This is a genomic window from Enterobacter cloacae complex sp. CDL013 (assembly GCF_049238805.1).
Taxonomy (GTDB): Bacteria; Pseudomonadota; Gammaproteobacteria; order Enterobacterales; family Enterobacteriaceae; genus Enterobacter; species Enterobacter hormaechei_C.
Window position 1 is genome coordinate 163,193 of the sequence record NZ_JBMKGT010000003.1, and the last position, 14,337, is coordinate 177,529.

The window sequence follows — 14,337 nt, forward strand, 5'->3', positions numbered from 1 at the left end:
TTTCCGCAGGGTTGCCTGTTCTGCTATTATTGCCCTTATCCGTGGACAATTTGCGCCACCATACCATTAAGTTTCAAGAGGTTATTTTACTCATGGCAATCATCGGCATTTTCTTTGGCAGTGATACCGGCAATACTGAAAATATCGCAAAAAACATTCAAAAACAGCTCGGTAAAGACGTTGCTGATGTGCATGACATCGCCAAGAGCAGCAAAGAAGATCTCGAGGGCTATGACATCCTGCTGCTGGGCATCCCCACCTGGTACTACGGTGAAGCACAGTGTGACTGGGACGATTTCTTCCCGACGCTGGAAGAAGTAGACTTCAACGGCAAGCTGGTTGCCCTGTTTGGCTGTGGCGATCAGGAAGACTATGCTGAGTATTTCTGTGATGCGCTGGGCACTATTCGCGACATCATTGAGCCACGCGGTGCGGCGATCGTCGGTCACTGGCCAACGGCGGGTTACCATTTCGAAGCTTCCAAAGGTCTGGCAGATGACGATCACTTCGTTGGCCTGGCCATTGATGAAGACCGTCAGCCAGAGCTGACCGCTGAGCGTGTAGAAAAATGGGTTAAGCAGGTTCGTGAAGAGCTGAACCTGGACGATATCCTTAACGCCTGATATCCCTGCGGCGCAACTCCGGTTGCGCCCGTTTTCCAGGTAAAACCGATTAAATTAATTGCTACAAACTTTTAACTTTTTCGCCCAGACCTGTACAATATCCCCCTGGTAAAAAGTGGGTGCCATCGAACAAGTTTGTTGGTGATACCACGTTTTTATAAGCATACTTTGCTTGAGACTTGCAGTTTTCATTTAGCCATGGCAGTTCTATAATGAGACGCATTATCCCAAGTGCATTTTCTGTCACTTCTTCTTTTGAAGTGAATCGTTTAGCAACAGGACAGATTCCGCATGACTGACAACAATACCGCATTAAAGAAAGCTGGCCTGAAAGTAACGCTTCCTCGGTTAAAAATCCTTGAAGTGCTTCAGGGGCCAGACAATCACCATGTCAGTGCGGAAGACCTTTATAAGCGTCTTATCGATATGGGTGAAGAGATTGGGCTGGCAACCGTCTATCGTGTGCTGAACCAGTTTGATGACGCGGGCATTGTTACTCGTCATAATTTCGAAGGCGGTAAATCCGTGTTCGAGCTGACTCAGCAGCACCACCACGATCACCTGATCTGCCTCGACTGTGGCAAGGTCATTGAATTTAGCGATGATTCCATTGAATCACGCCAGCGTGAAATCGCCGCCCGTCATGGCATCCGCCTGACCAACCACAGCCTGTACCTGTACGGTCACTGCGCTGAAGGTGATTGCCGCGAAAATGAACATGCGCACGACGCAAAATAAGTGAGTGTTCATACTCTGAGCCAGCCGTGAGGTTGGCTTTTTTTTGCCTGAAAAAAGCCCGGTGACGCTGCGCCACCGGGCGTAAAGCAACTTATTTATTGTTATTGCGTATCTCGTTCCAGATCTTATCGCAACGCTTCGCCACTTCCTGATCGTTACCGGTTTTCCGCGCCTGGATACAGGCCTGGTAATCCATCACGCGAACATTTTCCTGCGTCGCAAACTGCTCATGCGCTTTCTCTTTTTTCAGCACATTCAGCACGCTCTGACAGGCTTCAATTTTCTCCGGCGATCCTTCGGCAGTATTAATACAGGCGCTATACGCCTCCTTCAGACGGGAGTCTTCTTTCTGCGCCTGATCATGCGCACACGCCACCAGCCCCGATGCCAGCAGCGCAACGATTACCATTTTTTTCATCATATGCAGTCTCCATGCTGGCGGGATCTCGCCCGCCAGCGTGTTCATCAGAAGATGGTAAATGGCGCAATGACCATGAATTTCACGTCACGTTCATCCTGGAAGATGTTGCCGTAGCCGCCCGCGTAGCTCGGGATATCGGAGTGGTTGTCATACTGGGTGAAGTGCAGTTTGAACATCGTGCCTTTCGCACGGCCCTCCTGAAGGGTGTAAATCGCATCCAGGCTGTATGAAGACTCTTTCAGACGGTAGTTTGGATCGTAGTACGCGTCTGGCGTTGCCATATCCGCTGGCTTCGCATCCCAGGCGTACGCGTAGGATGCTCCCACTGCCCAGCCGGGCAGGTTCCAGTTTTTCAGGTCATACATTGCCCCGAAGAAGACCGCCTTTTCGCCGTCGGCGTTGAAGTCAGAGCGGTTATCCCACCAGATATCCAGACGACCATTGGAAGAGGCGTAGGTTGGGGTCATACGTTGCAGGAAGTAGCCCTGCTGCCCTTCTGCCTTGACCCATGTTCCCTCCAGACGCAAATCAACCTGACCTACCTTGTAGCCGAAGGTCAGCGCCTGTAACCACGCGGTGCCGTCATAGATATCATTTACGCTGCCATCACTGACCTTGTCGCGCGTACCGTAGAACTGATAGCTGGTGCTCAGCGGGCTACCCGCGATATCAAATTTGTAGCTGGCTTTAGCAAAGTACTGATCGATATAGCCTTCAGCCTGACCAAATGCAGCTTCCAGCACCAGATCGTTTTTAAAGTCGTACTTCGCTCCCAGCGAGTGGAGATAATCAACTTTGGTTTTTTTATCGTTCTGATAGAACTTGTCCATCTCAATGTGCCACGGCGCTTTGTACTCGTTGGTCCACATATAGGAGAAGCTCAACGCCCCCGCATCGCCGTAGTCAAAATTAGCACCGGCTTCCGCCCCCTGATAGGTGCCTGGCATAAAGCTCCAGTGCGGCGCTAACAACGTCTGGCCGGTTGGCTGGATATAACCACCCCGCGCCCAGACCGGGCCATATTTGAATTTTGCAGCCGCTTTATACAGGCTGATACCGCTTTTATCGCCGGACCAGTCTTCGTCGTAGGCTTTATTACTGGAGGAGAACGCAATTTCGTTCGGATGGCCGCTGTCGCCATTTTCGGCCATTTCAATTGCGGTGAACGCGGCAATATCGATCCCGAACATATCGGCGGCATATCCCGACTGGAAATCCAGGTTGGCGTTCCATGTCGAGTGAGAAAGGTTGGTTTTGTATTTATCTTCAGTGACGTCTTTACGGTCACGCTCACGTTGCCAGTAATAAATACCGCCCGTGAGGGTGGAATCTTCGATGAAACCTGCTGCTTTTGCCTCTGGCGCAACCACCAGGCCCGACATTGCTGTCACACCGGCGATAGCCAGCGCCAGCGCACTACGTTTGCCACTGAACGTACGCATAGATTATTCCTCTTTGACGAATTAAAACGCCTTAAACGGCGAAAAACAGAAAAGACCAAGTGGTCAGGGGTAGTCAGAAATACCCTCGAATTAACTACCGTCTTTAGGTTATTTTTCGCGACGCGAATTATCAATGCTTTTAATCAGGCAAAAGTCAGGATTATGACGAAGAGCACATATTTCGTAGTGCTTTGTAACATTTACCGGGAAGCGAGTACTGGCGGGGGAATGCGCTAATTTTCAGTAAGTAACATTGATATTGTGAATATATTTTTCAGTGTTTCTGTTTTTGGAAAACAACAAACTTTTTTTAAATAAAATAAGTAGCACCACATTGACCTGGAATGTTGGGTTTAAATGATTATCCCGATGCTTAACGACATGATCGTTAAATAAAAAAACGCCGCATTACGCGGCGTTTGTTTCTCATTGACCAGAGCAGCGTTATTATTCGCCGATCTTAGTCCAGGTATCACGCAGACCGACGGTACGGTTAAATACCGGTTTTTCTGCCGTGCTGTAACGGCTGTCCAGGCAGAAGTAACCCTCACGTTCAAACTGGAACGCTTTACCGGCTTCAGCGGCTTTCAGAGACGGCTCGGCATACCCCTGCTTGATAATCAGAGACTCAGGGTTAATGACCGCCAGGAAGTCCTCCGCAGCGCCTGGATTAGGCACGCTGAACAGACGATCGTAGAGACGGATCTCAACCGGCAGCGCATGCTGCGCGCTCACCCAGTGGATTACACCTTTTACTTTACGACCATCCGCCGGATCTTTACTCAGCGTCTCTGCGTCGTACGTACAGAAGATGGTCGTGATGTTACCTTCCGCATCTTTCTCTACTCGCTCTGCTTTGATCACATAGGCGTTACGCAGACGCACTTCTTTGCCCAGCACCAGACGCTTGTACTGCTTGTTCGCTTCTTCGCGGAAGTCGGCGCGATCGATCCAGATTTCACCGCTGAACGGCACGTCGCGGGTGCCCATTTCCGGTTTGTTCGGATGGTTAGGCATCGAGACCTGTTCGCTTCCGCCCTGCGGATAGTTTTCGATAACCAGTTTCACTGGATCGATCACTGCCATCGCGCGCGGCGCGTTTTCGTTCAGGTCTTCACGAATGCAGGATTCCAGAGACGCCATTTCGATGGTGTTGTCCTGCTTGGTGACGCCAATACGTTTGCAGAACTCACGAATGGACGCAGAGGTGTAGCCACGACGACGCAGGCCAGAAATGGTCGGCATACGCGGGTCGTCCCAGCCTTCAACGTGCTTGTCGGTGACCAGCAGGTTCAGCTTACGCTTGGACATCACGGTGTATTCCAGGTTCAGACGAGAGAACTCGTACTGACGCGGATGCACAGGAATGGTGATGTTATCCAGCACCCAGTCGTACAGACGACGGTTGTCCTGGAATTCCAGCGTGCACAGAGAGTGCGTAATGCCTTCCAGCGCATCGCTGATGCAGTGGGTGAAGTCGTACATCGGGTAGATGCACCACTTGTTACCGGTCTGGTGGTGTTCAGCGAACTTAATGCGGTACAGCACCGGATCGCGCATCACGATGAACGGAGACGCCATATCGATTTTGGCACGCAGACACGCTTTACCTTCTTCGAAGCCACCGGCACGCATTTTTTCAAACAGCGCCAGGTTCTCTTCCACGCTACGATCGCGGAACGGGCTGTTTTTACCAGGCTGAGTCAGCGTACCGCGGTATTCACGGATTTCGTCAGCTGACAATTCGTCGACGTATGCCAGACCTTTGTTAATCAGTTCAACCGCGTAGGCATACAGCTGATCGAAATAGTCTGAGGAGTAGCAGATATCGCCAGACCAGTTGAAGCCCAGCCATTGCACGTCGTTTTTTATCGACTCAACGTATTCGATGTCTTCTTTTACTGGGTTGGTGTCATCGAAACGCAGGTTGCACTGCCCCTGGTAATCTTGCGCAATACCAAAGTTCAGGCAGATCGATTTGGCGTGACCAATGTGCAGGTAGCCATTTGGCTCCGGCGGGAAACGCGTGTGGACTGTGGTGTGCTTACCACTGGCCAGATCTTCATCGATGATCTGACGAATAAAGTTACTCGGGCGGGCTTCTGCCTCACTCATCGTGGATTCCTCAAAGCGTAAACAACGTATAACGGCATATGATCTTATAAGCCGGACGTAGTGACAACCCTTAAAACGTCCCGGAAGAAAATAATGGGGGCAATTGCTGCAAAAAAAAGCGGCGGAGGATATCCCCCGCCGCTAAAGGCATAACTCTACTCAGGAGCGATTACTTGCCTTTAATCTCATACAGTGGCGTCTGGCCTGCAACTACCTGCCCCTGCGCCTGGATCACCAGACCGCTGAAGTCGTCGATGTTGCTGCACACGACCGGGCTTATCATGGAGCGCGCGTTAGCATTCAGGAAGTCCAGATCCATTTCCAGAATCGGCTGGCCTGCCGCCACTTCAGCACCCTCTTCCACCAGGCGAGTAAAGCCCTGGCCGTTCAGCGCAACGGTATCAATACCCATATGGACAACGATCTCCGCGCCTTTTTCCGTTTCCAGGCAGAACGCATGGTTGGTGTTGAAGATTTTCACGATAGTACCGGCAGCCGGAGAGACCACGGTTTTGTCCGTTGGTTTCACCGCCACGCCGTCACCGACCGCTTTGCTGGCGAACGCTTCGTCAGGCACCTGTTCAAGCGCAACAACGTCACCTGTCACCGGAGAAACCAGCGCAGCGATGGTCACCGCGTTTGGCACAGCCTGCGGTTTTGCAACCGGCGCGTCAGCCACTGGCGCGTTATCCGTTGAGGCGGCAGCGACCGGCCCACGGGCAACCACTTTTTTCATTTCATCGCCGATAGATTCGGCCTTCGCACCCACGATAACCTGGATGGTTTGTTTGTTCAGTTTCACCACACCAGACGCACCCAGGCGTTTGCACATTGCATCGCTCACGCGCGCGGAGTCGCCTACGGTCAGACGCAGACGGGTAATACAGGCATCGATCGCTTTCAGGTTGTCGGTGCCACCCACAGCGGCAATGTAGCTGGTTGCCAGTTGGGTTAAACCCTCTTCGGTATTGCTGTTGGCTTCACTGGTCACAACATCATCTTTCGTATCTTCGCGACCAGGCGTCTTCAGGTTAAACATACGAATAACCGCGCTGAACAGAACGAAGTAGATAACGAAGAAGATCAGGCCCATCACCATCAGGATCCAGACGTTGCTGCTTGCCGCCGGCAGGTTGTACATCAACACATAGTCGATGGCACCTGCGGAGAAGGAGAAGCCAGCATGGATACCCAGAAGGGTGGCGACGAACAGGCTGATACCGGTCAGGATCGCATGCATCAGATACAGCAGCGGAGCCAGGAACATGAACAGGAATTCCAGTGGCTCGGTCACGCCGGTCAGGAAGGCGGTGATCGCAACGGACAGCAGCATCCCGCCAACCATTGGGCGACGCGCTTTCGGCGCAGCCAGGTACATTGCCAGCGCCGCGCCAGGCAGACCAAACATCATGATTGGGAAGAAGCCAGACATGAACATGCCCGCGGTGCCGTCGCCTGCGTAGAAGCGGTTGATATCACCGTGGAATACCGCGCCGGCCGCGTTGGTGAACTCACCAATCTGGAACCAGGCGATGGTGTTCAGTACCTGATGCAGACCGGTTGGGATCAGCAGACGGTTAATGAAACCGAAGATGCCCGCGCCCATTGCGCCCGCAGACACGATCCACTCGCCACCCGCATGGATAGCATGCTGCACCGGTGGCCAAACGTAGCCAAAGATGGCGGCGAGGATCAGACAGAAAAAGCCCGTCGCAATCGGCACAAAACGTTTACCGCCGAAGAAGCTCAGGAAGTCAGGAAGTTTGATACCTGCCCAACGGTTGTACACGGCGCCACCCACCAGGCCAGTAATGATACCTGCCAGCACACCCATGTTGATTTCAGGATTGATGGTTACCATCGCTTTCGTGAGGATGAAGTAACCGACAGCCCCTGCCAGTGCCGCGGCACCCGCGCTGTCTTTTGACCAGCTTGACGCCACACCGATGGCGAAAATCAGCGCCAGGTTGTCAAAAATTGCGCCGCCTGCCTGGGCAATAAACGGCACGTTAAGAAGATCGGGTTGCCCGAATCGCAGCAGCAATGCTGCAACCGGTAGCACGGCGATAGGGAGCTGCAAAGCCCTACCGAGGCGCTGGAAAAAACCTAAAATATTCATCCTATTCCCCCTACGAGACCCTTTGTTAAGACTCGCGCATAAACTATGTTTTTATTGTGTCACGAACGATAGATACAGTTGATGATTCACTGGCAGTGTGAGTGTGTGAAAAATTAATTCGTATCGCAAATTAAACACCTATTTTTTGTGATTATTGTCACCAAATATCGTATTAAACCCTCCCTGCCACTGGCTAACGACGAAAACTTATTTTATCATTCAAAAAATCAAGACGGATTGATCCGGCCTGAAAGGTTCCAGGTTACGCTTAGTTCAGGTTGCACTAATCATCCGCCCACTTTTACTTAAACTTTAGAGGTGAATAATGAGACTGATTCCCCTGGCAACAGCTGAACAAGTCGGAAAATGGGCTGCTCGTCATATCGTTAATCGCATCAACGCGTTCAAACCAACAGCCGATCGTCCTTTCGTTCTCGGTCTTCCAACCGGCGGCACGCCCCTGACCGCTTATAAAGCTCTGGTTGAAATGCACAAAGCGGGCCAGGTTAGCTTTAAACACGTTGTGACCTTCAACATGGACGAATATGTCGGCCTGCCAAAGGAACATCCGGAAAGTTACCACAGCTTTATGCACCGTAATTTCTTCGATCACGTTGATATTCCGGCTGAAAACATTAACCTGCTGAATGGAAACGCGCCTGATATTGACGCAGAATGCCGTCAGTATGAAGAAAAAATCCGTTCCTACGGTAAAATCCACCTGTTTATGGGCGGCGTAGGCAACGATGGTCATATCGCGTTCAACGAACCGGCATCTTCACTGGCTTCCCGTACCCGTATTAAAACGCTGACCCATGATACGCGCGTGGCTAACTCCCGCTTCTTTGACGGAGACGTCAATCAGGTGCCTAAATACGCGCTGACCGTGGGCGTGGGCACGCTGCTGGATGCCGAAGAAGTGATGATTCTGGTGCTGGGCGCGGTGAAAGCGCAAGCGCTTCAGGCTGCCGTTGAAGGCAACGTGAACCATATGTGGACGATCAGCTGCTTACAGCTGCATCCAAAAGCGGTTGTCGTGTGTGACGAACCGTCCACCATGGAGCTGAAAGTGAAAACGCTGAAATACTTCAACGAGCTGGAAGCTGAGAACATCAAAGGTCTGTAATTGAATAACCGCCTCTTTTATCCGGGGCGGTCGCTTTTTTTAACCGGGGGTCGATATGTACGCTTTAACCCACGGTCGGATTTATACCGGCCATGAAATTCTGGATGACCATGCGATTGTAATCGCCAATGGCCTGATTGAACGTGTTTGCCCGCTGGCGGAACTGCCGCCGGAGATCGAACAGCGTTCACTCAATGGAGCTGTAATCTCCCCCGGTTTCATCGACGTACAGCTTAACGGCTGCGGCGGTGTCCAGTTTAACGATACCGCAGAAGCGGTGACGGTTGAAACGCTGGAAATTATGCAGAAAGCCAACGAGAAATCGGGCTGCACCAGCTATCTGCCAACGCTGATCACCAGTAGCGATGACCTGATGAAACAGGGTATCCGCGTCATGCGCGAATACCTGGCAAAACATCCGAATCAGGCGCTGGGCCTGCACCTGGAAGGGCCCTGGCTGAATATGGTCAAGAAAGGCACCCATAACCCAAACTACGTGCGCAAACCGGATGCCGAGCTGGTGGATTACATGTGCGCCAATGCCGATGTGATCACCAAAGTGACGCTGGCCCCGGAAATGACCGGCACGGACGTTATCAGCAAACTGGCCGCCGCCGGGATTGTGGTATCTGCGGGCCATTCGAACGCGACGCTGAAAGAGGCGAAGGCCGGTTTCCGCGCAGGCATTACATTTGCCACACACCTTTATAACGCGATGCCCTATATTACTGGCCGCGAACCGGGACTGGTTGGCGCAATTCTGGATGAACCAGACGTCTACTGCGGCATTATCGCCGACGGCTTGCATGTCGATTACACCAACATCCGCAACGCCAAACGCCTGAAAGGCGACAAGCTCTGCCTGGTGACGGATGCTACCGCTCCGGCAGGAGCGAATATTGACCAGTTCATTTTTGCTGGTAAAACAATATACTACCGGAATGGACTGTGTGTGGATGAGAACGGCACGCTGAGCGGTTCTTCTCTGACGATGATCGAAGGGGTACGTAACCTCGTTGAACATTGCGGCATCGCACTTGAGGAAGTGCTGCGCATGGCCACGCTTTATCCGGCGCGCGCCATTGGCGTCGATAAACAGCTCGGTGGTATTGCGCCAGGTATGGTTGCAAACCTGACGGCGTTCACACACGATTATAAAATTATTAAGACCATCGTTAATGGTAACGAGGTCGTCACTGAGTAAGTAAAAGTATGACACCAGGCGGACAAGCTCAAATCGGTAATGTCGATCTCGTTAAACAACTTAACAGCGCGGCAGTTTATCGCCTGATTGACCAGCACGGGCCAATCTCACGCATTCAGATAGCCGAACAAAGCCAGCTTGCTCCCGCCAGCGTGACAAAAATTACACGTCAGCTTATTGAGCGCGGCCTGATCAAAGAAGTCGATCAGCAGGCCTCCACCGGGGGCCGCCGCGCGATTTCCATCGTCACGGAAACCCGCAATTTTCAGGCCATTGGCGTTCGCTTAGGACGTCATGACACCACGCTTACGCTCTACGACCTGAGCAGCAAGGCCATTGCCGAAGAGCATTACCCCCTTCCTGAGCGCACGCAGGAGACGCTTGAACATGCGTTACTGAATACCATTGCGCAGTTTATCGAAAGCTGTCAGCGCAAGATCCGTGAACTCATCGCCATCTCGGTGATTTTGCCCGGCCTGGTTGACCCGGAAAGCGGCGTTATTCGCTACATGCCGCATATTAAGGTAGAGAACTGGGGGCTGGTTGAGGCGCTGGAAAAGCGCTTCAAGCTGACCTGTTTTGTTGGTCACGATATTCGCTCGCTGGCGCTGGCGGAGCACTACTTTGGTGCGAGCCAGGACTGCGAAGACTCTATTCTGGTGCGCGTTCACCGTGGTACAGGTGCGGGCATCATCTCGAATGGCCGCATTTTTATTGGTCGTAACGGTAACGTAGGCGAGATTGGTCATATCCAGGTGGAACCGCTTGGCGAGCGCTGCCACTGCGGTAATTTTGGCTGTCTTGAAACCGTTGCCGCCAACGCCGCCATTGAACATCGCGTTCGCCATCTGCTGGAGCAGGGTTACCAGAGCCGCGTCACGCTGGACGATTGTAAGATCGGCACCATCTGCAAAGCGGCAAACAAAGGCGATGCGCTGGCCTGCGAAGTGATCGAACAGGTAGGACGCCACCTGGGTAAGACCATCGCCATTGCCATCAACCTGTTTAATCCGCAAAAGGTGGTGATTGCCGGCGAGATCGTTGAAGCCGAAAAAGTGTTACTGCCCGCCATTGAAGGCTGCATCAATACCCAGGCGCTGAAGGCATTTCGCCAGAATTTGCCGGTGGTGCGATCTACGCTCGATCACCGCTCGGCAATTGGCGCATTCGCCCTGGTAAAACGTGCCATGCTGAACGGGATCCTGCTGCAACATTTGCTGGAATCCTGATCGGATCTTATAGTAACGCCTTCTTTTTTTGATGTCGGATTGTCCATGACCATTAAGAATGTAATTTGTGATATCGACGGCGTGCTGATGCACGACAACGTTGCCGTGCCGGGTGCTGCGGAGTTTCTTCACCGCATCATCGACAAAGGAATGCCACTGGTTCTTCTCACGAACTACCCTTCACAGACTGGTCAGGATCTGGCAAACCGCTTTGCTACCGCGGGCGTCAACGTCCCGGACAGCGTGTTCTATACCTCTGCGATGGCGACCGCGGATTTCCTGAAGCGTCAGGAAGGCAAAAAAGCCTATGTGGTTGGTGAAGGTGCGCTGATCCACGAGCTGTATAAAGCGGGCTTCACCATCACCGACGTGAACCCGGACTTTGTCATCGTGGGCGAAACGCGCTCCTTTAACTGGGAGATGATGCATAAGGCAGCCTACTTTGTCGCCAACGGTGCGCGTTTTATCGCCACCAACCCGGACACGCACGGTCGCGGTTTTTATCCCGCCTGCGGTGCGCTGTGTGCCGGTATCGAAAAAATCTCGGGCCGTAAGCCGTTTGTTGTCGGTAAACCGAGCCCGTGGATTATCCGCGCCGCACTGAATACGATGCAGGCACACTCAGAAGAAACCGTCATTGTGGGCGACAACCTGCGTACCGATATTCTTGCTGGCTTCCAGGCGGGGCTTGAAACCATCCTGGTGCTTTCTGGCGTTTCACAGCTTGATGACATTGATACGATGCCGTTCCGGCCAAGCTGGATTTACCCCTCTGTCGACGAAATCGACGTTATTTGATTCTGAACCACGCCTCAGGGCGTGGTTTTTCATTTCTGCTGTCTTAAAACATCACTTCATCTAACGAAATCAGCTCTTCATTGAGAAATCATCAATATAATTGCTTAAGGCATACACTTTTTTTAAGATTCGGCAATTGCCATTGCACTTTTTACGTTTTCATCGGTAAAACGCTTGCGCCCCCTCCCCTTTTTGCGGCATTTTCATAAGCAAGCAACATCACAACGCAACAGGGTTAACGGAGAAGGTTATGTGTTCTATTTTTGGCGTACTGGATATTAAAACTGACGCGGGCGAACTGCGTAAAAAAGCACTCGAATTGTCCCGCCTGATGCGCCATCGCGGTCCGGACTGGTCAGGCGTTTACGCCAGCGATAAAGCGATTCTGGCTCACGAACGTCTCTCCATTGTTGATGTCAACGCTGGCGCACAGCCGCTGTATAACGAGAAAAAAACGCACGCGCTGGCTGTTAACGGTGAAATTTACAACCATCAGGCGCTGCGCGCTGAGTACGGCGATCGCTACGCGTTTCAGACCGGCTCAGACTGCGAAGTGATCCTGGCGCTGTATCAGGAGAAAGGCCCGGAGTTCCTCGACGACCTGCAAGGTATGTTCGCCTTCGCCCTGTACGACAGCGAAAAAGACGCTTACCTGATTGGCCGCGACCATATTGGTATTATCCCGCTGTACATGGGACACGATGAACACGGTAACTTCTACGTTGCCTCAGAGATGAAAGCCCTGGTACCGGTATGCCGCACCATCAAAGAGTTCCCGGCAGGTAGCTACCTGTGGAGCCAGGACGGCGAGATCCGCCCGTACTACCAGCGCGACTGGTTTGATTATGAAGCGGTGAAAGACAACGTGACGGACAAAGCGGAACTGCGTCAGGCGCTGGAAGAGTCAGTGAAAAGCCACCTGATGTCAGATGTCCCCTACGGTGTACTGCTCTCCGGCGGTCTGGACTCCTCCGTGATCTCCGCGATCACCAAGAAATTCGCCGCACGTCGCGTGGAAGATCAGGAGCGCTCTGAAGCCTGGTGGCCACAGCTGCACTCCTTTGCCGTGGGTCTGGAAGGGGCACCTGACCTGAAAGCCGCTCAGGAAGTGGCGAACCATCTTGGCACGGTGCACCATGAAATTCACTTCACCGTACAGGAAGGTCTGGATGCGATCCGCGATGTGATCTATCACATTGAAACCTATGATGTGACCACCATTCGCGCCTCCACGCCGATGTATTTGATGTCGCGAAAGATCAAAGCGATGGGCATCAAGATGGTGCTCTCCGGCGAGGGTTCTGACGAAGTGTTTGGCGGTTACCTCTATTTCCACAAAGCGCCAAACGCCAAAGAGCTGCATGAAGAAACGGTGCGTAAGCTACAGGCGCTGCACATGTTTGACTGCGCGCGCGCCAACAAAGCGATGTCCGCCTGGGGTGTGGAAGCCCGCGTGCCGTTCCTCGATAAGAAATTCCTCGATGTGGCGATGCGCATCAACCCGCAGGACAAAATGTGCGGCAACGGCAAAATGGAGAAACATATCCTGCGTGAATGTTTTGAATCCTACCTGCCGGCGAGCGTGGCGTGGCGTCAGAAAGAGCAGTTCTCCGATGGCGTAGGCTACAGCTGGATCGACACCCTGAAAGAGGTGGCGGCGAAACAGGTTTCTGATCAACAACTGGAAACTGCGAGCTTCCGTTTCCCGTACAACACGCCAGCCTCGAAAGAGGCGTATTTGTACCGTGAGATCTTTGAGGAGCTGTTCCCGGTTCCAAGCGCAGCCGAGTGCGTACCGGGTGGTCCTTCGGTCGCCTGCTCTTCTGCTAAAGCCATTGAATGGGATGAATCCTTCAAAGCGATGAACGATCCGTCAGGACGCGCGGTGGGCGTTCACCAGTCTGCTTATAAATAATGTCCAGACTATAATCAGGCCCTCCGGGGCCTGATTTTTTTGCCTCTCTTTTCCCGGCATAAAATCGATTAATAACCAATAATTGTCGAATATTCGGCCTCGCTGTTCGCAACCTAACCAAACAGTCACATTCCGGCTATTTTCATTGAAAAAGGTGTTGACGCTGCAAGGGTCTATACGCATAATGCGCCCCGCAACGCCGATAAGGTAACGCGAAAAAAAGATGGCTACGTAGCTCAGTTGGTTAGAGCACATCACTCATAATGATGGGGTCACAGGTTCGAATCCCGTCGTAGCCACCATCTTTTTTGCGGGAGTGGCGAAATTGGTAGACGCACCAGATTTAGGTTCTGGCGCCGCAAGGTGTGCGAGTTCAAGTCTCGCCTCCCGCACCATTCCCAGGTAAGCGTTGCACGGATGGGGTATCGCCAAGCGGTAAGGCACCGGTTTTTGATACCGGCATTCCCTGGTTCGAATCCAGGTACCCCAGCCATATTTCTTCGATCATGCGGTTCTCCGCGGTATTGGGGTATCGCCAAGCGGTAAGGCACCGGTTTTTGATACCGGCATTCCCTGGTTCGAATCCAGGTACCCCAGCCATCGAAGA

General features: G+C 52.5%; 11 protein-coding genes and 4 tRNA genes. 11 read left to right on the plus strand and 4 right to left on the minus strand.

The window, feature by feature from the left end; all coding sequences use genetic code 11:
• Window positions 1-92 precede the first annotated feature (92 nt).
• Together fldA and fur are read left to right on the plus strand one after the other, a co-directional pair.
• Window positions 93-623: a flavodoxin FldA gene (gene fldA / locus ACOTXD_RS06510; protein ID WP_003858653.1), complete on the plus strand. Its 531-nt coding sequence runs from the start codon at window positions 93-95 to the stop codon at window positions 621-623.
• 291 nt (window positions 624-914) lie between these two features.
• Window positions 915-1,361 (plus strand): ferric iron uptake transcriptional regulator, encoded by a 447-nt coding sequence (gene fur, locus ACOTXD_RS06515; RefSeq protein ID WP_003858655.1) that lies wholly within the window; start codon window positions 915-917, stop codon window positions 1,359-1,361.
• A gap of 91 nt (window positions 1,362-1,452) precedes the next feature.
• Here fur and chiQ read toward each other — a convergent pair whose 3' ends face one another.
• From chiQ to nagE, 4 genes are all read right to left on the minus strand, one after another.
• The gene (chiQ, locus tag ACOTXD_RS06520; RefSeq protein ID WP_003858658.1) at window positions 1,453-1,779 is read right to left on the minus strand and encodes a ChiQ/YbfN family lipoprotein; all 327 of its coding nucleotides are present in this window, start codon (window positions 1,777-1,779) and stop codon (window positions 1,453-1,455) included.
• A 47-nt stretch (window positions 1,780-1,826) separates the two neighbouring features.
• Complete coding sequence (gene chiP, locus ACOTXD_RS06525) at window positions 1,827-3,224, minus strand: chitoporin ChiP (protein WP_017694280.1); 1,398 nt, start codon at window positions 3,222-3,224, stop codon at window positions 1,827-1,829.
• 447 nt (window positions 3,225-3,671) lie between these two features.
• Window positions 3,672-5,339 (minus strand): glutamine--tRNA ligase, encoded by a 1,668-nt coding sequence (gene glnS / locus ACOTXD_RS06530; protein ID WP_023315634.1) that lies wholly within the window; start codon window positions 5,337-5,339, stop codon window positions 3,672-3,674.
• 169 nt (window positions 5,340-5,508) lie between these two features.
• The gene (gene nagE / locus ACOTXD_RS06535) at window positions 5,509-7,458 is read right to left on the minus strand and encodes a PTS N-acetyl glucosamine transporter subunit IIABC (RefSeq protein WP_003858662.1); all 1,950 of its coding nucleotides are present in this window, start codon (window positions 7,456-7,458) and stop codon (window positions 5,509-5,511) included.
• A gap of 325 nt (window positions 7,459-7,783) precedes the next feature.
• On the opposite strand from nagE, the gene nagB reads away from it, so the two are divergent.
• The 9 genes from nagB (at window position 7,784) to ACOTXD_RS06580 (ending at window position 14,330) form a co-directional block, all read left to right on the plus strand.
• Entirely contained in the window at window positions 7,784-8,584 is an 801-nt protein-coding gene (nagB, locus tag ACOTXD_RS06540; protein ID WP_003858663.1) for a glucosamine-6-phosphate deaminase, read from the plus strand.
• Between the two features lie 55 nt (window positions 8,585-8,639).
• A complete protein-coding gene (nagA, locus tag ACOTXD_RS06545; protein ID WP_003858664.1) occupies window positions 8,640-9,788 on the plus strand; it encodes an N-acetylglucosamine-6-phosphate deacetylase in 1,149 nt (382 codons plus the stop codon).
• 8 nt (window positions 9,789-9,796) lie between these two features.
• Window positions 9,797-11,017 (plus strand): DNA-binding transcriptional regulator NagC, encoded by a 1,221-nt coding sequence (nagC, locus tag ACOTXD_RS06550; RefSeq protein WP_003858665.1) that lies wholly within the window; start codon window positions 9,797-9,799, stop codon window positions 11,015-11,017.
• 45 nt (window positions 11,018-11,062) lie between these two features.
• Window positions 11,063-11,815, plus strand: coding sequence for a ribonucleotide monophosphatase NagD (nagD, locus tag ACOTXD_RS06555; protein ID WP_003858667.1), 753 nt, complete (start codon window positions 11,063-11,065; stop codon window positions 11,813-11,815).
• A gap of 250 nt (window positions 11,816-12,065) precedes the next feature.
• Window positions 12,066-13,730 (plus strand): asparagine synthase B, encoded by a 1,665-nt coding sequence (gene asnB, locus ACOTXD_RS06560; RefSeq protein ID WP_003858669.1) that lies wholly within the window; start codon window positions 12,066-12,068, stop codon window positions 13,728-13,730.
• Window positions 13,731-13,955: 225 nt separating this feature from the next.
• Window positions 13,956-14,032: transfer RNA gene (locus tag ACOTXD_RS06565), tRNA-Met, on the plus strand.
• An 8-nt stretch (window positions 14,033-14,040) separates the two neighbouring features.
• Window positions 14,041-14,125: transfer RNA gene (locus ACOTXD_RS06570), tRNA-Leu, on the plus strand.
• 23 nt (window positions 14,126-14,148) lie between these two features.
• Window positions 14,149-14,223 (plus strand) — tRNA-Gln (locus tag ACOTXD_RS06575).
• A gap of 32 nt (window positions 14,224-14,255) precedes the next feature.
• Window positions 14,256-14,330: transfer RNA gene (locus tag ACOTXD_RS06580), tRNA-Gln, on the plus strand.
• The last annotated feature ends 7 nt before the right edge of the window (window positions 14,331-14,337 follow it).